Origin of the sequence: Streptomyces sp. NPDC058326 (assembly GCF_042879855.1) — a bacterium.
In the GTDB taxonomy this organism is placed as follows: domain Bacteria; phylum Actinomycetota; class Actinomycetes; order Streptomycetales; family Streptomycetaceae; genus Streptomyces.
In genome coordinates, this window is the sequence record NZ_JBHVZO010000013.1 from 204,796 (window position 1) to 226,579 (window position 21,784).

Sequence of the window (21,784 nt, forward strand, 5' to 3'; positions counted from 1 at the left end):
GGGCGGGGTCCGCCCTGAGCGCGGTTCCTCGCCGACGCCGGAGCCCTCCCGGAATCCGAGCCCAGTCAGGGTTCGGATCCCGGGAGCGGCGGTCATCCGGCGGTCATCCGGCGGTCAGGGTCGTCCACTTCTGGTTGGCGCCGCTGTGGCAGTCCCACAGCTGGAGCTGTGTGCCGTCGGGGGAAGAGCCCGGGACGTCGAGGCAGCGGCCGGAGGCGGGGTTGCGGTAACCGCCGTTGTAGGGCTGCCAGACCTGGTTGGCGCCGCCGTGGCAGGCCCAGAGCTGCACCTTGGTGCCGTTGGCGGTACCCCAGCCGGCGGCGTCGAGGCACTTGCCCAGGGAGCGCAGGGTGCCGTCGGTGTAGGCGGACCAGTACTGGTTGGCGCCGCCGCCGCAGCTCCACGTCTGGACGGCGGTCCCGTCGGCGGTGCCGGCGCCGCTGACGTCCAGGCACTTGCCGGTGATGCCGGACTGTACGCGTGCGGGGGCGGGGGCGGGGTTCCTCAGCCACCCGGCGCTGTCCGCGGCCTGGACGCCGCGGTGGAAGGCGTCGGCCATCTTCCGGTAGCCCGCGTCGTTGGGGTGCAGGGCGTCGGCCAGGTCGGCCGTGGTCAGGCCGCTCATGTCCACGTACGCGACGCGCTTGCCCGCGGCCTGTGCCTCGCTCACGATGCCGGGAATGGCCCGGTTGTAGGCGGCACGGTACTGCTCCTCGGATCCGCTGGTGGACACGACCAGGGAGGCGACGAGGACGGTGGCGTCGGGGGCGGCGACGGTGATCCGGCCGACCAGGGACTTCAGCCGGGCGGTGGCGGTGGAGACCTGGTGGGACCGGTTCAGGTCGTTGGTGCCGATGTGCAGCGTCACGACATTGGGCCGGTAGCGGGTCAGCGAGGCGTCGGCGAGCGCGGCGATCTGCTCGATCAGGTATCCGGAGTGGCCTTCGTTGTCGGGGTCGGACATCGAACCGGCCCGCCCCGTGCCCACGAAGTCCAGCGGATGGCCGTCCGCCGCGAGCCTGTCCCACAGCGGGCCCCGGTAGCCGTTGCCCGTGCTGCTTCCCACACCCCAGGTGATCGAGTCGCCCAACGGCATGACTCGTAGGGGCGTGTCGGAGGCGGCGGAGGCCGCACCGGCCGGGGTCGCCGCTGCCGCCGTCACCCCGGTCACCCCGAGGGCGGCGGCGACCAGCGTGATCAACGGCCGCATCCAGGACTTACTCATGCAATTTCCTTTCTCGCGTTACGGGAGCGTGGTCCACTTCTGGTTGTTCTGGCCGTTGCAGGTCCACAGGGCGACGGGGGTCCCGTTGGCGGTGCCGGCCGCGTTCGCGTCGAGGCACAGACCGGCGTGGACGTTGCGCACCGACCCGTCGGCCTGCCTGGTCCACTTCTGGTTGTTCTGGCCGTTGCAGGGCCAGATGACGACCGGTGTGCCGTTGGTGGTGCCCTGGTTGGAGGCGTCCAGGCACTTGTCGCCGTAGACGCGGATCTCGCCACCGGCCCACGTGGTCCAGAGCTGGTTGGCGGCGGTGTGGCAGTCCCAGATCAGCGCCTTCGCCCCGGGCGCCGTGGCGGCGCGGTCCACGTCCAGGCAGCGGCCGGACCCGGTACCGCGCAGACGTGCGGTGGTGGCGGCCAGCGGGCTGCCTCCGGTCACCTTGAACACGGCGACACCGTGCGCGGGCACGCTCGCGGAGATCTGGCCGGAGGTGCTCGCCGTACCGCCGGTCCACAGGTCGGTGAGGGCGAACGACTGCCCGGCGAGGCCGACCTGCGCGGCCGTGGCGGTGATGGTCGTGGGGCTTCCTCCCCTGTTGAGCAGGCCCACGGCGACGGAGCCGTCGGCCAGGGGCTTGGCGAACACCTCGGTGCCGCCGTCGTCGCGGACCCGGCGTCCGCCCGCGCCCAGCGGGTCCTGGTTCACCGCCACCAGGCGGGGGTTGCGCAGGATGGCGCTCACGTCGGCGGACATGGTGCGGATGTCGTTGCCGGCCATGAGCGGAGCGCCCAGCAGCGCCCACAGGGCGAAGTGGGTGCGGGACTCGGTCAGGGACAGCCCGGGGCGGCCGACGACCAGCATGTCGGGGTCGTTCCAGTGGCCCGGGCCCGACTGCGCGGCCAGTGGTGCGGTGATGTCCAGGACGTTGCCGACGCCCATCGGGTAGCTGTTGGTGTTGTTGTTCTGCCAGATGTCGAGCAGGTCCTCGGTCGTCCGCCACAGGTCGGCGACCTCGCCCCAGTCGTAGGTGGCGCCGGTGGGGGCGTGGAAGCTGTTGGGGTTGATGCTGTAGACGATCGGGCGGCCGGTGGCGCGCAGGGCGTCACGCATGATGGTGAACTGTGCGATCTGTTCGCTGAGGGTACCGTTGCCGGAACACCAGTCGTACTTGAGGTAGTCGACGCCCCAGGAGGCGAAGGCGGCGGCGTCCTGGGCCTCGTGGCCCTTGCTGCCCGTCGAGCCGGGGTAGGTGCCCACGCCCTGGGCGCACGTTTTCTCGTTGGGGGCCTGGTAGATGCCGAACTTCAGGCCCTTGCCGTGGATGTAGTCCCCGAGCGCCTTCATGCCGCTGGGGAACGTGGTCGGATTGGCCCGCAGGTTGCCCGCCGCGTCGCGCTGCGGGTCGAACCAGCAGTCGTCGACGACGACGTACTGGTAACCCGCGTCCTTCATGCCCGAGGACACCATCGTGTCGGCGGCCTGGCGGACCTGCGCCTCGGTGATCCCGCATCCGAAGCTGTTCCAGCTGTTCCAGCCCATCGGCGGGGTGAGCGCCGGGCTGCCCGGCGCGGCCTCGGCGGTCGTGCCGACGGAGGCGGTGGCGGTGACGCAGGCGGCGAGCGTCAGCGTGGCGGCCGCGAGGAGGCGCGGTAATCGTCGGTACAGGGGAACCATGGGGTTTTTCCTTCCTGGCCCGCACGGCGTGGGCCGCCGTACGGGCCGGATCGGCGGGGTCATGAGCTGGTGCTCGGGTGCCCGCGGGGTTCAGCGCTGCAGGGTGAGCAGGCCCGGTCGGTACGGCAGTTGCTGGTAGGGGGTGCCCTGGGGTGTGGCGGGGTCGTAGCCCTGGTAGAGGAACTGCAGGTTGCAGGGGTCGATGGTCATGGTCTGGTCGGCGTTGACGCGGATCAGGTCCCCGTGGCTGATGTCGTCGGTCCAGGTGGCACCGCTGTTGGCCTTGCCCGCGAAGGGGCTGCTCTCACTGCCGGCCTGGAGGGTCCACGGACCGTTCAGGCCGGAGGCGGTGAACGAGCGGAAGTAGCGGTCCTCGTTCGCCCCCCGGGCCTCGACGATCATGAGGTACTGGTTCCGGCCCTGGACCTTGTAGACCTCCGGCGCCTCGAACAGGTTCTTCGCGGTGTCGCTCATGACCGTCGTGTACGACGAACCGAAGTTGCCCGGGAAGTTTCCGATCGGCAGGGTCGACCGGTAGATCTTGCCGTTGTCGTCTGCGAAGAACAGGTGCATGTTCTGGTCGTCGCCGATCAGGGTCGGATCGATGGGGCCGGACTCGGGGAGGCTGCCGGTGAACAGCGGCTGCGGGGCGGACCAGCCGTTGGGATCGGTGGGGTCGCTGGACGTGCGGTAGGTGAAGGGCCAGGCGGTGCCCCACCCGTTCGAGGCCAGTACCCAGATGTTCTTGGGCGCGAAGTAGAACAGCTTGGGCGCCACCGCCAGGCCCTGGTTCATCCCGCTCTGGGTGGCCGTCGCCATGTCCGACCAGTCGGTGAAGGGACGGAACGCCATCGTGCCCCACGACGAACCGTCGGACGTAGTCGCGTAGACCAGGTTCTGGCCGTTGTAGGGCACGGTCGTGAAGTCCTTCAGCGCGCTCCACCCGTTCGCCGGACGGGCCAGCGGGCCGGTCGAGGTCCACCGGTACGTCGACGGAAGAGCACACGTGCCGCCCGGCTCGGACAGGCCGGCCCACTTCTGGTTGGCGCCGCCGTGGCAGTTCCACAGCTGCACCGCGGTGCCGTTGGCCGCGCCACCGCCCGACACGTCCAAGCACAAGCCGGACTCCACGGCGACGATCGTGCCGTCGGCGCCGACCCGCCACCGCTGGTTCGTACCGCCGTTACAGCTCCATATCACCGGCCGGGTCCCGGCCGTGGTGGCGTGGCCCGGAACGTCCAGGCACTTGCCGCCGTACACGGTCAGCCGATTGTCGTCTGTCAGCGTCCACCGCTGGTTGCTCCCGCCGTGGCAGTCCCAGATCTGCAGGTTCGTGCCGTCGGTCCGGCCGGCGCCCGGCACATCGAGACACCGGCCGGAACCGACACCCCGCAAGGCGCCGCTGGTGGCCGCGTGGGCCGGTCCGGCGACGAGCATCGCCGCCAGCGAGACCAGAGCCGCGAGCACGGCGGGGAGCGCCAGGAACCGATGTCCGCGGCGGTTTTGGCGTCTGCGCATGGTGCCCTCTCACATCCTTGGGTAAGTGGTTCGAGCGCCCCGGCCCGGAACCGGGCCCCTTCAGGGGCGCGGTGGCATGAGGTTCCCGGTCTCCGGCGCCGCCGGACGAAGCCGTACCGCGTTTCCGGGGCTCGTCTCACCGCTGTCGGTGAAACATGCGTCCTCCGGGCCCGACCGGTCCGCTTGGTCGGCCACTGGAACGAGGACCTGATTGTTCGAAATAACGAACAACGTGCGACACTTCGTGCCGAAGATAGATTCGAGCCGAGGCTCCGTCAACGTTTCCGACGAGTTACGCTCCGACGCATTGCACCCCGCCCGGATAACGAAATTTTCGAGCCGGCACACAAGTTGACCTCGATATGGGGTGCCGTTTGCGTTCAGCGTCGACCGTGTCGGACCAGTCGGCCTGTTCGGTATCTCGGATATTCGAGGTACGGGGACCATTCCACCCCTGGATCACTTCTCCTGGATGGGGAGATTTCCAGCCGCCAAGTGTCTGATTTCCTGGGGCCACTCCAGGCCGCAGGGGCGGGTGGACGCTTTGCGCATACGTCACCGGTTCACCCAGCGTCCAGGGATGTTCGCAAGCGCTCTCCAGCACATACCCCGTCAGCGACACCACGACCGTGCAGGTCACCCGCAACGTCAGCGGCACCTGGGCCATGCGCATCCGCATCCCGAGCTGGACCAGCGGGGCCACCATCAGCGTCAACGGTGTCGCGCAGAACATCGCCACCAGCCCCGGCACCTACGCCACCCTGAGCCGCTCCTGGACCTCCGGCGACACGGTCACCGTCCGCCTGCCCATGCGGATCGTCATGCGGGCGGCCAACGACAACAGAAGCGTCTCCGCGATCACCTACGGCCCGGTCGTCCTGTCCGGCAACTACGGTGACTCCTCGCTCAGTTCCCTCCCGACGCTGCTCACCGATGGCACCGCGTTCCGCTTCCGCAACGCCCACAGTGGCAAGGTGCTCGGCGTCCAGGGCATGTCCACGGCGGACGACGCGACCGTCCTGCAGTGGGCGGACAGCGGCACCGCCGACCACCGATGGACGCGGCGCGCCCGGGTCTGCACAGCCGTCGCGTCGATAAAGTTCGGCCGGGACAGCCCGAGTTGGAGCGCCAGGCATTGACACCACGCCCGGGGCAATGGAAGCGTCGAAGCGCTTCACCACCACCCCGGCCATCCCCCCGGCCCGGCGGCACTGGATTCCAGAAAGGGCACCGTCATGTCCCGGAAGTCCACGAAGAGAAGCGTCACGGATGTACTGGTGGCCCTGCTGATGGCGATCTCGCCACTGATCGCGGCGCTCGTACTGACCGGCGCCTCGGCCACCACCGCGTCGGCCGCGTCACTGACCGAGGTGACCAACTTCGGCAGCAACCCCGGAAACCTGCGGATGTACGTCTACCGGCCCGACAGCGCTCCGGCACGCCCGGCCGTGCTGGTGGCAGTGCACTACTGCACCGGCACGGGGCCCGCCTTCTACGCCAACACGGAGTTCGCCCGCCTGGCCGACCAGTACGGGTTCGTCGTCGTCTACCCGGACGCGAACGTCAGCGGGCAGTGCTTCGACGTCTCCTCACCCCAGGCGCTCAAGCATGACGGGGGCAGTGACCCCACGAGCATCGCCCAGATGGTCCGGTACACCCTGCAGAACATGAACGCCGACGCCGGCCGGGTCTACGTCACCGGCGCCTCGTCCGGCGCGATGACGACCAATGCCCTGCTCGGCGCCTACCCCGACGTGTTCAAGGCCGGTGCGGCGTTCTCGGGCGTGCCGTTCGGCTGCTTCGCCACCACCAACGGCTCCGGCTGGAACAGCGACTGCGCCACCGGCAAGATCAGCAAGACCCCGCAGGAGTGGGGCGACCTCGTCCGGAACGCCTACCCGGGGTACGCCGGCCCCCGGCCGCGGATGCAGCTGTGGCACGGCACCGAGGACGACGCGCTGTACTACGCGAACTTCGGTGAATCGATCAAGCAATGGACCAATGTGCTCGGGGTGAGCCAGACCCCGCTCTTCACCGACTCCCCGCAGTCCCACTGGACCCGCACCCGCTACGGCTCCGCCGGCACGCAGGCTCCGGTCGAGGCGAACAGCTTCCAGGGTGTCGGGCACTCCCTGCCCGCCAGTGGCATGGCGGCCCGGGCCATCACCTTCTTCGGACTCGACGGCGGGACCGGCGGGACCACCACAGGTCCGGTCCGCGCCACCGGTTCCGGCAAGTGCCTGGACGTACCCGGCTTTTCGCAGAGCAACGGCACCCAGACGCAGATCTGGGACTGCAACGGCGGCACGAACCAGACCTGGACCAGCACGTCGGCCAAGCAGCTCACCGTCTACGGCGGTGCGAAGTGCCTCGACGCGACCGGCACCTCGGCCGGCGCCAAAGTCGTGATAGGGGACTGCAACGGCGGCACCAGCCAGCAATGGAACCGCAACTCCAACGGCACCGTCACCAGTGTCCGGTCAGGCCTGTGCCTGGATGTGACCGGTGCCTCCACCGCCAACGGCGCACTGGTCGAACTGTGGGACTGCAACGGGGGCAGCAACCAGCAGTGGCGCCTCGGCTGACACGACCGCCCAGGGCTGAGGGCTTCTCGACGCCGCCCTCGGTTTCGAGAAGCCATACGCAAGCGCTTCGACGACCGTTCGTACCGACCCGGACCCGTCGACTTCGCGCGCCGCCCCTCCGTTCCCTCCCAATGGCTTTCTGAAGGCTGGAGATGTCATGCAACTGTCACGCCGTGGTGTTCTGATCCTGGGCGCAGCCGGCGCGGTCCTCCCCGGAGGTCTTCCCACGGGCACGGCCCGGGCCGCCGGGACGGCCGACGGAACGGACGCCTCGACGCGCACCGAGCGTCTTTATCTGTCCGGAGAGGACGCCGACCACCCGGTCGACTGGGACTTCCTGTGCACCAGCGGGCGGCGCAGCGGCAGTTGGGGCAGCATCCCGGTTCCGTCCAACTGGGAGTTCCACGGATACGGTACGTACAACTACGGATGGAACCTGCGCCCGGAGGAGAAGGGCCGCTACCGGCACACCTTCACGCCGCCCGCCCACTGGCGTGACAGGCGCGTCTTCCTCGTGTTCGAGGGGTCGATGACCGACACCGAGGCGTGGATCAACGGCGAGTCGGCCGGGTCCGTCCACCGCGGCGGCTTCTACCGGTTCCGTCACGAGGTGACCGGAAAGCTGCGTCCGGGACAGGGCAACCTCCTGGAGGTGACCGTCAGCAAGGAGTCCGCCGACGACTCCGTCAACAGGGCCGAACGCCTCGGGGACTACTGGAACTTCGGCGGCATCTACCGCCCCGTCCATCTTGAGGCGCTCCCGCTCCAGCACATCGAACGCATCGCCGTCGACGCCCGCGCCGACGGCACGCTGCGGATCGACGCCCACCTGTCGGGTACCGGTTCCGCCGACCGTCTCGTCGCCCAGGTCACCGACCTCTCGGGGCGCCCGGTCGGCGCCCCGTTCACCGCGGCCGTCGCTCCGGGCGACACGACGGTGACCCTCAGGACCGCTGTCGACTCCCCCCGGCAGTGGACGGCGGAGACACCGCACCTCTACCGCGTCGAGGTCGCGCTCCGCGCCGACGACGACCGCACCGTCCACCGCGTCGACGAGAGATTCGGCTTCCGCACCGTCGAGGTGCGCCCCGGCGACGGTGTGTACGTCAACGGCGTCAAGGTCATCCTCAAGGGGGCCAACCGGCACACCATCTGGCCCACATCCGGCCGGGCGACCAGCGCGCGCATCAGCCGCAAGGACATCCTCCTGATGAAGGAGATGAACATGAACGCGGTCCGGATGGCCCACTACCCGCCGGACCCGCACTTCCTCGACCTCGCCGACGAACTCGGGCTGTACGTGCTCGACGAACTGGCCGGCTGGCAGAAGTCCTACGACGAGGCGGCAGGCAGACCCCTCGTCGCCTCGATGGTCGCCCGTGACGTCAACCACCCGTCGATCCTGTTCTGGTGCAACGGCAACGAAGGCGGCTGGAACACCGCCCTCGACGGCGACTACGCCCGCCACGACCCCCAGCAGCGCACCGTTCTCCACCCCTGGGCGAACTTCGGCGGCATCAACACCGACCACTACGAGACGTACGACAGTACGCGCCGCATCCTCCGGGAACGGGGGGACGTCTTCATGCCCACCGAGTTCCTCCACGGCCTCTACGACGGCGGCGCCGGCGCGGGGCTCGACGAGTACTGGAAGCTGATGGGCCGTGAACGGCTCTCCGCCGGCGGCTTCCTGTGGTCACTGATCGACGAGGGCATCGTGCGGGACGACCTCGGCGGCGCCGTCGACGTGGCGGGCAACGCCGCACCCGACGGCATCCTCGGCCCCTTCCGTGAGAAGGAGGCCAGCTTCCACACGATCAAGGACATCTGGTCGCCCGTACAACTCGCCGAGCCCGACCGGTTCACCTCCGGCCTGCCGGACGACTTCGACGGGCGGATCCACCTCACCAATCACTACGCCTTCACCAACACACGTACCTGCCGGTTCACTTGGCGGCTCCTGGACTTCCCCACCCCCTCGCAGCGGCGGGACGGCCACACGGTGCGCGTCCAGGGCACGGCCACCGCGCCGGACATCGGGCCCGGCGCGCAAGGAGTACTGCGCCTGCCCCTGCCGTACAGCTGGCGACGCGCCGACGCCGTCGCGCTCACCGTCACCGACGCCGACGGACACGAACTCCACAGCTGGACCTGGACCATCACATCCGCCACCGACCAGGCCCGACGGCTGGTACGGACGGGCCTGGGACCAGCCGTACGCGGCCGGCTCGCGGACGACAGGCTCATCCTCGTATCCCGCCACACCACCGTCACAATCGACGCCACGACGGGCATGCTGGCCGGCGTCAGCCACCGAGGGAGGGACTTCGCGCTGTCCCGTGGCCCGCTGCCCACCACCGGAACGGCCGTCCTCACCCGCCTGACGCACGGGCCCGACGGCAACGGCTACACGGTGAAGGCCGAGTACTCCGGCGTCCTGCGCCACGTCCGGTGGAGCCTGCGCCCCAGCGGCTGGCTGCAGTTGGACTACCGCTACCACCTCACCGGCGAACACGACCTCTTCGGCGTCGGTTTCGACCACCCGGAATCGCAGGTGACCGGCGTGACTTGGCTCGGCCACGGACCGCACAGGGTGTGGAAGAACCGGCTGCGCGGCGTCGCGACGGACGTCTGGACGAAGCAGTACAACGACACCGCGACCGGCGCCGACGGCTGGGTGTACCCGGAGTTCAAGGGCTACCACGCCGACGTCCGCTGGGCATCCCTGCACACCACCGCCGGACGCATCACCATGGTCTCCGAGGACGAGAACCTCTACCTCCGCCTCTTCACCCCCCGGTTCGGCCCCGACCCCCGCCACACCGCGCCGCCCTTCCCGAAGGGCGATCTCTCCCTCCTCGACGCCATCCCGGCCATCGGCACCAAGTTCGACCCACCGGCCGCCCTCGGCCCCAGCGGCGCCCCCACCACGGCGAAAGGCGACTACGGGCGAACCCTGTACTTCGCGTTCTCCCAGTAACGCCTCCCCTCGCCGCCGCCGCACCAGGCGGCCGGGCCTCCTGCCGACCGGCGCCGTTCAGCGCGGCGCTCCCCGCTGACCGAGGAGACGGGGTCCCCGCTCCCCTTCTCGACCCGCTCGGCTGAGGTCACCCTCACGTACGTCGCGGTGACGCCTGCTTCCCGCCGTCCACCGTGACGGTGGCACCGGAGCCGCGATCCAGGGCCGGGACGAGGGCGACGCCGAGGAGCGGAACCATCGAGAGCAGGAGCCAGGGGGCGGGGCCGTCGTGTTCGAGGAGGGCGCCGACAGGGGCGCCGAAGGCGAGGACGACGAGGCCCGAGAGGGAGGACAGGGCGCCGGTGGCGAGGCCGAGACGGCGGTCGCCCGCGAGGTCGGGGAGGAGGGCCCGGGTGGCGGGCAGCACCAGCATCTGGCCGAGGGTCAGCAGGACGGTGAAGGCGAGGGCGGCCCAGATCCCGTCCTGGGCACGCAGGACGGCGGTCGCCGCGAAGGCGGCGGCGATCAGCAGCAGTCCGGTGCGGATCGCGACGGGCCGGTCCGCTCGGGCGGCGAGCCTCTCGACGGGTCCGGAACCGGTGACGACCAGGGCGGAGGAGAGGGCGAAGAGCCAGCCGAGGGCAGCCTGGGAGCCGGTGGCGCGGTCGAGCTCCGCCGGGAGGGCCAGATAGAGCTGGTTGTAGGCGAGCAGGTAGGTGGAGTAGGCGAGGGACAGGAGGAGGAAGCGGCGGTCGCCGAGGAGCGTGCGCCAGGTGCCCGGCCGCTCCTCGCGGGGCTCCGGTGGAGCGGTGCGGCGCGGCATGAGCCGGGCGTGCGCCGCCAGGACGAGGAGGAAGACGCCCGCCCCAGCGAGACAGGCGATGCGGAAGTGGTCCGCCCCGCCCCCGTACAGCAGGAGTGTGCCGAGGACCGGGCCGAGAAGGGCTCCGGCCTGGCCGCCGGCGGAGAAGCGGGCGAGGGTACGCGTACGGCGGTGGCCACCGGCCCGTTCGACGCGCAGCGCCTCGCGAGTGATCTCGGACTCGACGGCGGGCGAGAAGAGCGCGGCGGCGAAGCCGACCGCGACCACCGCCGCGATCACGCTCCAGACGCTCGCGGCGAACGCGAGCCAGACGAACCCGGCCACCCGCAGCGCACAGCCCACGAGCACGACGGGCCGCGGCCCGTAACGGTCGGTCAGCGCGCCGCCGACGACGAAGAGGCCCTGCTGGCTGAAGGTCCGCAGGCCCAGGACGAATCCGACCATCGCCCCGCCGAGGCCCAGCGTGCCCCCCAGGTGGTCGGCGAGGTAGGGCAGGACGGCGAAGAACCCGACGTTGAAGGCGAACTGACTGGCCACGAGGAGCCGGGCGAGCGGGGTCATGCGGTGCGCTTTCCGTGGTGCGGAGCCCCGGGCGATCGAGCATTGGTTGAGAATTCACCCACCCGGGTGAAGTTCGGTAAGCCTACCCTTATAGGCTGCTGCCTCCTGGACCGCCCGTACCGGTGCTCCGGGCCGTTCCCATGCCCCTCTGACAGGACGTCTCCATGCGCACCGCACCTCGCCGTCTCCTCGCGGCACTCGCCCTCACCCCCTTCCTGGCCGGCTGCTTCGCCCAGGGCTCCGGCGGAACCGGCGGGGATGGGGCGGCGGAGGCGGAGGGACGGCTGCGCGTGGCGCTCGCGGTGCCGCCGGTCAAGGCCCTCTCGCCGTACAGCAACGACGCCACCGTGCTCAGCAAGCTGGCGGTCGCCGAGGGCCTCACCGCCCTCGACGCCCAGGGTGCGGCCGCCCCCGCGCTCGCCACCTCCTGGAAGCGGGACACCGCCACCACCTGGACGTTCGAGCTGCGCAAAGCCACCTTCCAGGACGGCAGCCCCGTCACCGCCCAGTCCGTCGTCACCGCCCTCGCGCACGCGAACCGGGCCACGCCCAAGCCGCGCGTCCTCAGCGACGTGGAGCTCGCCGCCCTGGCCGTCGACGCCGACACCGTCCGTCTCACCACGAAGAACGCCGACCCGGTCCTGCCGCTCCGGCTCGCGAGCCCCGCCCTCGCGATCCTCTCGGCGAAGGCGTACGCGGCCGACGGGGGCGCCAGCCCGGTCGGCACCGGCACCGGCCCGTTCAGGATCACCCGCCTCACCGGCAAGACCAAGGCCGTCCTCGACCGCTACGACGGCTACTGGGGCGGCAAGGCGAAGTCCACCGGCATCGACGTGACGTGGATCGCCGACGGCACGGCCCGTGCCAACGCGCTGCGCTCCGGCACCGTCGACATCGCCGAGTGGATCCCGACCGCCCAGGCGAAGCTCCTCGACCAGGGCACCCGGCACGAGGTGCCGTCGGTACGCACCGACGGCCTGGTCCTCAACACCGGCGGCGGCCTGTTCACCGATCCCGCCCTGCGCGCGGCGGCCCGCCAGGCCGTGGACGGCTCCGCCCTCGTCGACTCCGTCTTCAGCGGCTACGCCGACCCGGCGCGCGGCCTCTTCGGGCCCGCCGTGCCCTGGGCCGCCGCCCAGCGAATCGCGGTCACAGGCCGTGCCACCGCCGCGACGACCGACCAGGTCAAGACCAAGGCTGCCGGGAAGACCCTGCGCCTGGTCACCTACACCAACCGCGCCGAACTGCCCGAGACCGCGACCGTCCTCCAGCAGCAGCTGGAGAAGGCCGGGTTCACGGTGAAGCAGGACGTCCGCGAGTACACCCAGATGGAGGCCGACCTCCTCGCGGGGAAGTACGACGCGCTCGTCTTCTCCCGGGTCACGCTCCTCGACACCGGCGACGCCGTCGCCTACCTCGCCAGCGACTTCGCCGGCACCGGCGTCTACAACATCGCCGCCCTGAAGGACGCCTCGGTCGACCAGGCGATCCGCGCCGCCGCCGAGGAGAGCGCCACGGCGAAGCGGCAGCAGAAGATCATGCGGGCCGAGGCCGACATCCTGCGCACCGACGCGGTCGTGCCGCTCGTCCACGAGAAGGTCGTCCAGGGCATCGCCACCGGCGTCGAGGGCGTGACCCTCGACCCGCGTGAGCGCGCCCTCATCACCCTCGACACCCACCGCGAGTAGACGGAATGAGCAGCGCTCACGGCACCGCGCCCGTCCGCCCGGCACGCTGGGTGGCGGGCGCCGGGCGCGTCGGCGCGGGAGCCGCGCTCCTGACCGCCGTGGCCCTGCTGCCCTGGCTGTCCCGGACCGACCCCGCGCTGACCGTCCTGCGCGCCCGCTCCGCCGACCAGGATCCCACCCCGGCCGAGATCGCCGCCGTACGCGAGGAACTCGGCCTCGCCGACGGGCCGTCCGCGCACCTCGCCGACTGGCTGGGCGGGCTGCCGCACGGCGACGCCGGCACCTCATGGGTGTCCGGAGAGCCCGTCCTGCCGCAGGTGACGGCCGCAATCGGCGTCTCCGTCACACTCATGCTGGGCGCTCTGCTCGTCACCGTCCTCGCCGCCGCCGCCGTCTGCGCACGAACGCTCCACCTCGGAGCACACCGACGGCTGCGCCGGGAGCGTACGGGAACCGGGGCGGCGGTCCTGGCCGCGCTGCCCAAGTTCCTCCTCGCCTCCCTCCTCTCCCTGGCCGGCGGGGTGTGGCTGGGGTGGTTCCCCTCGGGCGGCTGGGAGGGGCCGTCGTCCATGGTGCTGCCCGCCCTCGCGCTCGGCGTCCCGTCCGGGGCCATGATCGGCGGTCTCCTCGACCAGGCACTGCCCGCCGCCCTCCACGAACCCTGGGCCAAGACCTGGCATGCCGTCGGATTCCCGCCCCGGCACACCGCCCGTCACGCCCTGCGCCGCGCCCTGCCCGGCGTCCTTCCCCAACTCCTGCCCACCGTCGTCGCCCTCGTCGGCGGGGCCGTCGCCGTGGAGCGCATCTTCAACATCCCCGGCCTCGGCCGTCTCGCCCTGGACGCCGCGATCGCCCAGGACCTGCCGTCCCTGCAGACCGCGACCCTCGCCCTCGTCCTGCTCGGCACCACCGCCGGCCTCCTCGTCCAGGCCCTGCGCCGTACGCTCCTCGGCCGCGCCCTGCGTGACGGCGCCCTGCCCGCGCTCCCCCGGCCCGAACTGCCGGCCGGACGCGCCCGGCGCCTCACCGCCATCGCCTGCCTGCTTGTCCTGGTCGCCCTCGTCGTCGCCGGGCTGCTGCGCGATCCCCTGCACGTCGACACGGCCGCCCGCCTGCTCCCGCCCTCCCCCGCCCACCCGCTCGGCACCGACCCCCTCGGCCGCGACCTCCTCGCCCGCCTGGGCCACGGCGCCCTGCGCACCGCGGCCGTCGCCCTCGCCGTCACCGCCGCCGGCGCCCTCACCGGCCTCCTCCTCGGCCTGGCCCCCCGCGCCGGCGCGGGCCTGACCGACGTCGTCGCGACCATGCCCGCCGTCCTCGCCGGTCTCCTCGTGACAGCCGCCACCGGCCCCTCCCTGTGGGGAGCCGCGCTCGCCGTCTGCGTGGTCGGCTGGACCCCGTACGCGGCGCAGACCGCCGCCCTGCTCGAACAGGAACGAGCCAGCGGCCACATCACCGCCGCCCGCTCCCTCGGCGCCGGGCGGCTCCACCTCCTCCGCCGACACCTGCTCCCCGCACTCGGCGCCCCCCTCCTGCGCAACGCCCTCCTCCGCCTGCCCACCACCGTCCTCGTCCTGGCCTCCCTCGGCTTCCTCGGTCTCGGCGAACAACCGCCCACCCCCGAGTGGGGACGCCTGCTCTCCGAGAACCAGCCCTACGCCGAACTCGCCCCCTGGACCGTCCTCGCCCCGGCCTGTGCCCTGATCCTGCTCTCCGTCCTGGCCGTCACCACCACGCCGCACCGCGACACCCGCCACCGCTGAACCGTCCCCCACCGCGCCAGGTACCGGCACATCACGGCCGACCGCCCCCTGAACGGGCCGAGGTGCATGGCGTGGTCGGGCATGAGCCGCCGAGCGTCTTCCCGCCATCGAGCGCGCCCGAGACGCCTTCGACACCCGGGAAGACGAGGGAGACGGGCACCGCACGCTCGGCGACGCCGGCCTGATCAGGCGGGGGCGGCGAGCCATTCGGTCAGGTGTCGACTCGACCAGCCCCGCGAACGGCCACCCGACCCCCGGACCAGCATCGCCACAGGTTCGCAGCCGCGACCGACCACGACGCAACAAGCCCTCCTTCGGAAGCCTTCGGCAGAGTCACCACAGCCAGCCATGGCGGCCGGTCGCATGCGAGGGCGTCGAACTATGGTGTCCCACCACATACGCCTCTGACCTGCGTCTTCCTACGGTGTGGCGACACGACAACGTCCCCGTACCTGCCTGGAAGTGGTGCTCATGGCCGCCGCAACTCCCTCCCCGACGCCACCCAACTCCCTCAAGAAGATCGTCGCCGCCAGTCTCATCGGCACGACGATCGAGTGGTACGACTTTTTCCTGTATGGGTCCGCCGCGGCGCTCGTGTTCAACAAGCTGTTCTTTCCCGAGTCCGATCCGCTGGTGGGAACGCTGCTCTCCTTCCTGACGTACGCGGTCGGGTTCGCCGCGCGGCCGCTCGGGGCGCTGGTGTTCGGGCACTACGGGGACCGGCTCGGGCGGAAGAAGCTGCTGGTGCTCAGCCTGCTGCTGATGGGCGGGGCGACGTTCGCCATCGGGCTGTTGCCGACGCACGCCACCGTCGGGTCCGCCGCCCCGGTCCTGTTGACCGTGCTGCGGCTCGTGCAGGGCTTCGCGCTCGGTGGTGAGTGGGGCGGCGCCGTGCTCCTCGTGTCCGAGCACGGGGACGCCAAGCGGCGCGGGTTCTGGGCCTCGTGGCCGCAGACCGGGGCGCCGGCCGGGCAGTTGCTCGCCACCGGTGTGCTCTCCGCGCTCACCGCGCTGCTCTCGGACGCCGCCTTCGTGTCCTGGGGCTGGCGCATTCCCTTCCTGCTCTCCGGTGTCCTCGTCGTCGTCGGGCTCTGGATCCGGCTCTCGGTCGACGAGTCGCCCGTCTTCAAGGCGGCCCTCGCCGCCGCCGAGGAGCGCAAGGCGGTCGCCGGGCAGGTGGAGAAGATGCCGCTGGTCGCCGTGGTGAAGCACCACTGGCGTGACGTGCTGATCGCCATGGGTGCCCGCATGGCGGAGAACATCTCGTACTACGTGATCACCGCGTTCATCCTGGTGTACGCGACCACCGAGGTCGGCCTCTCCAAGCAGACCGCCCTGAACGCGGTCCTCATCGGCTCCGCCGTCCACTTCGCGGTGATCCCCCTCTGGGGCGCGCTCTCCGACCGGCTCGGACGCCGGCCGGTCTATCTGATCGGCGCGGTCGGTGTCGGGGCCTGGATGTTCCCGTTCTTCTCCCTCATCGACCGGGGTTCCTTCGGCAGCCTGCTGCTCGCGGTGACCGTCGGCCTGGTCCTGCACGGGGCGATGTACGCGCCGCAGGCCGCCTTCTTCTCCGAGATGTTCGCGACCCGGATGCGCTACTCGGGCGCCTCCATCGGTGCCCAGTTCTCCTCCGTGGCCGCCGGCGCGCCCGCCCCGCTCATCGCGACCGCGCTGCTCGCCGACTACGGCACCTCGACCCCGATCGCCCTGTATGTGATCGCGGCCGCGCTGCTCACCGTCGTCGCCCTCGCCTGCGCCCGGGAGACCCGTGACCGCGATCTCGGGGACATCGAGGAGCGGACCCCCTCGGACTCCCGCGTACGCGCCGACGTCTGATCCGCGGGCCCGTGCCGAAGCCCTGTGCCCCGTTCTTCCGAGAGCGGGGCACAGGGCTTTCGCGTGCCCGCCTACTTCCCGTTGACCGCGTCCGCGAGCGCGTGCAGGCGCAGCGCCAGCTGGATCTCCAGGGCGCGGGACGGGGACTGCCAGTCGGGACCGAGGAGCCGGCCGACCCGTTCCAGGCGCTGGGCCACCGTGTTCACATGGACGTGGAGTTCGTCCTTGGTCCGGGCCGGGCTCATGCCGCTCGCGAAGTAGGCGTCCAGAGTGCGGACCAGGTCGGTGCCGCGGCGCCGGTCGTAGGCGACGACCTGGCCGATCGTCCGGTCGACGAAGCCGTCGATGTCCCGGCCGTCGGCGAGCAGGAGTCCGAGGAAGCCGAGGTCCTCCGCGGCCGCGCCCTGGCCCGTGCGGTGCAGCAGGACGAGCGCGTCGAGACAGCGGCGGGCCTCCTCGTACGCGACGGCGACCTGGTCCGGTCGGTCGAGCGGTGCCCGTACGGGGGCGGAGGCGCCGACGGTGACCGGCTCGCGCAGCGTGCCGCCGAGGCTCCGCGCGGTCTGCCGGGCGAGGTCGGTGGCGCTCTCGCGGGGGCCGAGCGGCAGCAGCAGGACCGTACCGCCGTCGCGGGCCGAGGCGAGGCCGTGGCGGGTCGCGGCCAGGTGGGTGGCCGCCGACCAGAGGCGCTGGCGGTCGGCGCCCTCGCGGCCCCCGGCGTCGGGGTCGGTCGTGCCGCCGGCCCGCTCGATCCGGGCGGCGAGCACGACATGCGGGGCTTCGCTGTCGGTACGGAGCCGGGCGGCGCGCTCCTTGAGCAGGCGGCGGTCCCGGTCGGGGGCGTCGAGGAGGTCGTCGAGGAGTTCGCCCCGTACCCGCTGTTCGGCCTCGCCGGCGGAGCGGCGGGCGAGCAGCAGCAGGGAGGTGACCAGGGCGGCGCGCTCCAGGGTGCGCTGGTCGACCGGGTCGAGGTCGGGCTGCCCGTGGAGCACGAGCGCGCCCAGGGTCTCGCCGCCGGCGGAGACGGCGGCCACCCAGTCGTCGCCCTCGCGGACCGCGTGGCCTCCGGCGCGGGGGGCGGCTCCCGCGCCCTGCTCGCTGAACTCGACGGTTCCGCCCAGGACTTCGGAGACGGCTTGGGCCACGTCCTTGACCCCGCCGCCGTGCAGGACCAGTTCGGAGAGCCGGTCGTGGACCTCGGAGGCCCGTTCGATGACGCCGCTGTGTTCGCGGATGATGTCGTTGGCGCGTTCCAGCTCGGCGAGGGCGGAGCGGGTCTCGGCGAGGAGGTTGGCGGTGTCGATGGCCACGGCGGCGTGCGCGGCGAAGGAGCCGAGCAGCGCGACCTGTTCGCGTTCGAAGACCCTGGCTCTGCGGTCGGCGGCGAACAGGACGCCGATGACCTGGCTGCCGAGGCTGAGCGGGACGCCGAGGATGGCGACGAGGCCCTCGTCCCGTACGGCCGTGTCGATGGTCCTGGTGTGCTGGAAGCGCGCGTCGTCGAAGTAGTCGTCGGTGACGTACGGGCGGGCGGTCTGGGCGACGAGGCCGCCGAGTCCCTCCCCCATGCCCAGCCTGAGCTGCTGGAAGCGCGCGGAGACCGAGCCCTCGGTGACCCGCATGTACGTGTCTCCGGCAGCGGGGTCGTTGAGGCTCAGATAGGCGACCTCGGTGCCGAGGAGGGAGCGGGCGCGCTGGACGATCGCGCGCAGCACCGCGTCGAGGTCGCGGAGTCCCGCGAGGTCGTGGGCGGTGGCGAAGAGCGCGGACAGTTCCGCCTCGCGGCGACGCCGCCCCTCCAGCTCGGCCCTGACCCGCAGGGCGAGCTGTTTGGCCTCTTCGAGCTCGGCCAGCGCCTCGGGGCCCGCGCCGCTCGCACGGGCGAGCAGCACGGGCCGGTCGTAGGCCTCCGTACCGGCTCCTCGGGCGAGGAGTTCCAGGTAGGAGACGTGTTCGTGGGACATGGACACAGGGATACCTGCCGAAGGTGTGGTCGCACCACCCCTGTGGACGGTCTTCGGCGGAACGTTCAGTGTGCCGTCCAGCCGCCGTCGAGGGTGAGGGACGTGCCGGTGATGAAGGAGGCGTGGGGGGTGCAGAGATAGAGGACGGCCTCGGCGACCTCGTCCGGTTCGATGAGCCGCTTGAGCGCCGAGTCCTTCAGGAGCACCTCGGAGAGGACCCGCTCCGGGGGGATGCCGTGGGCCGCGGCCTGGTCCGCGATCTGCCGTTCGACCAGCGGGGTGCGGACATAGCCGGGATTGACGCAGTTGGAGGTGACCCCGTGCGGGGCGCCTTCGAGGGCAGCGGTCTTGGAGAGGCCTTCGAGCCCGTGCTTGGCGGCCACGTACGCCGACTTGAAGGCGGAGGCGCGCAGCCCGTGGACGGAGGAGAGGTTGACGATACGTCCCCAGCCTTGGGCGTACATGTGCGGCAGGGCGCCCCGGATGAGCCGGAAGGGCGCTTCCAGCATCACGGTGAGGACCGTGTGGAAGACGTCCGGCGGGAACTCCTCGATGGGGCGGACGAGCTGGAGCCCTGCGTTGTTGACGAGGATGTCGGCGCCCGCGGCGGCGGCCTCGGCGGCGTCCAGGTCGGTGAGGTCGAGCAGCCGGGGTTCGAGGGTTCCGGGGAGCGCGGCGGCCTCCTCGGCCAGGGTCTCCAGTCCTTCGGCGGCCCGGTCGACGGCTCTGACCCGGGCCCCTGAGGCGGCGAGCCGCAGCGCGCAGGCGCGCCCGATGCCGCCGGCCGCGCCGGTGACGAGCGCGGTGCGGCCGGTGAGGTCGAGGACGACGGCACGGGGCTGGGCGGCGGTGGCGGTGGAACCGGTGCCCGACGCGGCACCGCGGGCGGTGATCGGTTCGGAACCGGTACCCGACGTGACACCGTGGGCGGTGATGGGGGCGCTCATGCTCCGCACCCTATGGAGGGGCCCCTCCCCCACCGATGTGTGCCGGGCCCACAGTTCAGCTGGATGCTGTGGTGCGGAACCATGTGGGTTCGTCGGCAAGGGCCTTCTCGATCCGCAGGTACGAGAAGCGCTTCATCTCCGGCAGGTCGTCGACGTCGAACCAGCGGACCTCGGTGGACTCGTCGTCGTTGACCCGCGCCTCGCCGCCCACCGCGCGACAGCGGAAGGACACGTCCATGAACTGGCACTCGTCGCCGTTCGGATAGACGACGGGCTTGCGGAGGGTCTCGACGAGGAGGACCCGCTCGACCTCGCAGCGCACCGCGGTCTCCTCGTACACCTCGCGTACGACGCAGTCGGCGGGCTGCTCACCGGGCTCGACGATGCCTCCGACGACCGCCCACCGTCCGTTGTCGGCGCGGCGGCCGAGCAGCACCCGGCCCTGGTCGTCGAAGACGACGGCGCTCACTCCGGGGAGGAAGAGGAGCTGGTGGCCGGCCTTCTCGCGCAGGGACCGGATGAAGTCAGGGGTAGCCATGGATCCGACCCTAGATCATCCGCGGAAGGGGTCGGACCCCGCCCCGTAGGGGCCTGGACCTGCGCGGACGGGGTGGGGCGGATCACTCCGCCGGGCTGCGGCGGGCCCGTACGGAGCGGAACGCCGCCCAGCCGAGACCGGCCGTTCCGAGCGCCACGAGCAGGGCCTCGGGCAGGGTGCCCAGCCGGGTCGCCGGGGTCAGCGAGGAGCGCAGCGGCACCTTCTCGACCAGGACGTCCGGGGTGAACATCTTCGTCTGCGAGACGATCTCGCCGTCGGGGCGGATGACCGCGCTGACCCCGCTGGTGACGGGCACGACCACCGACCGGCTGTGCTCGACGGCACGCACCCGGGACATCGCGAGCTGCTGGTAGGTCATCTCGCTGCGGCCGAAGGTGGCGTTGTTGCTGGGGACGGAGATGAGCTGGGCGCCGCCGGTGACGGTGTCGCGCACGGCCCAGTCGAAGGCCGCCTCGTAGCAGGTGGCCAGACCCACCTTGGTACCGGCCAGATCGAAGACGCCGACCTTCGTACCGGCACCGAAGTCCCGGCTCACCCGGTCGACGTTGCTGTTGAAGAGGCGGACGACGGACCGCATCGGGATGTACTCGCCGAACGGCTGGACGTGCCGCTTGTCGTACGTGGCGACCGGACCGCGCTCCGGGTCCCACTCGATGAGGGTGTTGCGGAGCTTGCCGGTCTGGGGGGTGACGACCGCGCCGATCACGGTCGGCGCGCCGATCGCCCGGACAGCGCCGTCGATGACCTCGGCCGCGTCGGCGTTCGCGTAGGGGTCGATGTCCGAGGAGTTCTCCGGCCAGAGGACGAAGTCGGGCTGCGGCGCGCGGCCGGCCCGGACGTCGGCCGCGAGCTCGCGGGTGCGGGCGACGTGGTTGTCGAGCACGGCCCGGCGCTGGGCGTTGAAGTCGAGGCCGAGACGGGGCACGTTGCCCTGGACGGCGGCGACGGTGGCGGTGCCGTCCTCGGCGGAGTCGTCGACGAGGGGCAGGGCCGCGAGGGCGCCGGTGACCGGGACGAGCAGGGAGAGCACGGCGACGGCGAGCGGGCCTCGTGGGACGGCACCGGTGGCGCGGTACGTCCGGACCTGGCAGTACGTCTCGTACAGGCCGAAGCCGCAGAGGGCGACGGCGAAGCCGAGCACCGGCGTACCTCCGACGGCGGCGAGCGGCAGGAAGACACCGTCCGCCTGTCCGAAGGCGATCTTTCCCCAGGGGAAGCCGCCGAAGGGCACGCGCGCGCGTGCCCCTTCCCCGATGATCCACACCGCGGCGGCGAGGACCGGCCACCAGGGGAGCCGGGAGACGGCCGCGATACCGAGTCCGGCGGCGGCCACGAAGAGCGCCTCGAGTGCGGCGAGGGCGAGCCAGGGGCCGGGGCCGACCTCCTCGCCGGTCCAGACGAGGAGCGGGAGCAGGAAGCCGAGCCCGGCGAGGTATCCGAGGCCGAAGCCGGCCCGGAGCCGGCGGCCCCGCAGGGTCCAGCCGAGCAGCGCGAAGGCGGGCAGCGCCAGCCACCACAGGGGGCGCGGCGGGAAGCTCAGGTAGAGCAGGAACCCGGACAGCAGAGCCGCCCCGGGCCGCACGAACCGCCGCAGCCGGGAAGCCGGCGTGGGGGCGGTGTCGGTTCCGGACGGGTCGACGGGGGTGATGGTGGCGCTCACCTTGCGGAGTCTACGGGTCGTT

13 protein-coding genes and 1 pseudogene are annotated in these 21,784 nt (G+C 71.7%); 6 read left to right on the forward strand and 8 right to left on the reverse strand.

Annotation, left to right across the window (positions count from 1 at the left end; all coding sequences use genetic code 11):
- Nucleotides 1-103 precede the first annotated feature (103 nt).
- From ACFVYX_RS23890 to ACFVYX_RS23900, 3 genes are all read right to left on the reverse strand, one after another.
- Nucleotides 104-1,225 carry a ricin-type beta-trefoil lectin domain protein gene (locus ACFVYX_RS23890; protein WP_389683472.1) on the reverse strand — a complete coding sequence of 374 codons (1,122 nt, stop codon included), beginning with the start codon at nt 1,223-1,225 and terminating at the stop codon, nt 104-106.
- An 18-nt stretch (nt 1,226-1,243) separates the two neighbouring features.
- Nucleotides 1,244-2,896, reverse strand: a complete 1,653-nt coding sequence (locus ACFVYX_RS23895) for a glycoside hydrolase family 27 protein (protein ID WP_389683473.1) — start codon at nt 2,894-2,896, stop codon at nt 1,244-1,246.
- 90 nt (nt 2,897-2,986) lie between these two features.
- Entirely contained in the window at nt 2,987-4,414 is a 1,428-nt protein-coding gene (locus ACFVYX_RS23900; protein ID WP_389683474.1) for a non-reducing end alpha-L-arabinofuranosidase family hydrolase, read from the reverse strand.
- A gap of 575 nt (nt 4,415-4,989) precedes the next feature.
- On the opposite strand from ACFVYX_RS23900, the pseudogene ACFVYX_RS23905 reads away from it, so the two are divergent.
- From ACFVYX_RS23905 to ACFVYX_RS23915, 3 genes and pseudogenes are all read left to right on the forward strand, one after another.
- Nucleotides 4,990-5,475 (forward strand): annotated as a pseudogene (locus tag ACFVYX_RS23905) (RICIN domain-containing protein); the annotation flags it as partial.
- Nucleotides 5,476-5,649: 174 nt separating this feature from the next.
- The gene (locus ACFVYX_RS23910; protein WP_389683475.1) at nt 5,650-6,999 is read left to right on the forward strand and encodes a PHB depolymerase family esterase; all 1,350 of its coding nucleotides are present in this window, start codon (nt 5,650-5,652) and stop codon (nt 6,997-6,999) included.
- A gap of 157 nt (nt 7,000-7,156) precedes the next feature.
- Nucleotides 7,157-9,979, forward strand: coding sequence for a glycoside hydrolase family 2 TIM barrel-domain containing protein (locus ACFVYX_RS23915; protein WP_389683476.1), 2,823 nt, complete (start codon nt 7,157-7,159; stop codon nt 9,977-9,979).
- Nucleotides 9,980-10,112: 133 nt separating this feature from the next.
- Here ACFVYX_RS23915 and ACFVYX_RS23920 read toward each other — a convergent pair whose 3' ends face one another.
- Nucleotides 10,113-11,342, reverse strand: coding sequence for an MFS transporter (locus tag ACFVYX_RS23920; RefSeq protein ID WP_389683477.1), 1,230 nt, complete (start codon nt 11,340-11,342; stop codon nt 10,113-10,115).
- 164 nt (nt 11,343-11,506) lie between these two features.
- Here ACFVYX_RS23920 and ACFVYX_RS23925 point away from each other — a divergent pair, with 164 nt between their 5' ends.
- The 3 genes from ACFVYX_RS23925 to ACFVYX_RS23935 all read left to right on the forward strand — a co-directional run bounded on the left by ACFVYX_RS23925 (nt 11,507) and on the right by ACFVYX_RS23935 (nt 16,632).
- Complete coding sequence (locus tag ACFVYX_RS23925; protein WP_389683478.1) at nt 11,507-13,030, forward strand: ABC transporter substrate-binding protein; 1,524 nt, start codon at nt 11,507-11,509, stop codon at nt 13,028-13,030.
- A gap of 5 nt (nt 13,031-13,035) precedes the next feature.
- Nucleotides 13,036-14,793 carry an ABC transporter permease subunit gene (locus ACFVYX_RS23930; RefSeq protein ID WP_389683479.1) on the forward strand — a complete coding sequence of 586 codons (1,758 nt, stop codon included), beginning with the start codon at nt 13,036-13,038 and terminating at the stop codon, nt 14,791-14,793.
- A 471-nt stretch (nt 14,794-15,264) separates the two neighbouring features.
- Nucleotides 15,265-16,632, forward strand: a complete 1,368-nt coding sequence (locus ACFVYX_RS23935) for an MFS transporter (protein WP_389683480.1) — start codon at nt 15,265-15,267, stop codon at nt 16,630-16,632.
- A 71-nt stretch (nt 16,633-16,703) separates the two neighbouring features.
- On the opposite strand, the gene ACFVYX_RS23940 is transcribed toward ACFVYX_RS23935, so the two are convergent.
- From ACFVYX_RS23940 to lnt, 4 genes are all read right to left on the reverse strand, one after another.
- Nucleotides 16,704-18,596: a helix-turn-helix domain-containing protein gene (locus ACFVYX_RS23940; RefSeq protein ID WP_389683481.1), complete on the reverse strand. Its 1,893-nt coding sequence runs from the start codon at nt 18,594-18,596 to the stop codon at nt 16,704-16,706.
- Nucleotides 18,597-18,661: 65 nt separating this feature from the next.
- Nucleotides 18,662-19,543 carry a 3-hydroxybutyrate dehydrogenase gene (locus ACFVYX_RS23945; protein ID WP_389683482.1) on the reverse strand — a complete coding sequence of 294 codons (882 nt, stop codon included), beginning with the start codon at nt 19,541-19,543 and terminating at the stop codon, nt 18,662-18,664.
- A 55-nt stretch (nt 19,544-19,598) separates the two neighbouring features.
- Complete coding sequence (locus tag ACFVYX_RS23950) at nt 19,599-20,081, reverse strand: NUDIX domain-containing protein (RefSeq protein WP_389683483.1); 483 nt, start codon at nt 20,079-20,081, stop codon at nt 19,599-19,601.
- An 82-nt stretch (nt 20,082-20,163) separates the two neighbouring features.
- Nucleotides 20,164-21,762, reverse strand: a complete 1,599-nt coding sequence (gene lnt / locus ACFVYX_RS23955; protein ID WP_389683484.1) for an apolipoprotein N-acyltransferase — start codon at nt 21,760-21,762, stop codon at nt 20,164-20,166.
- Nucleotides 21,763-21,784: the final 22 nt, after the last annotated feature.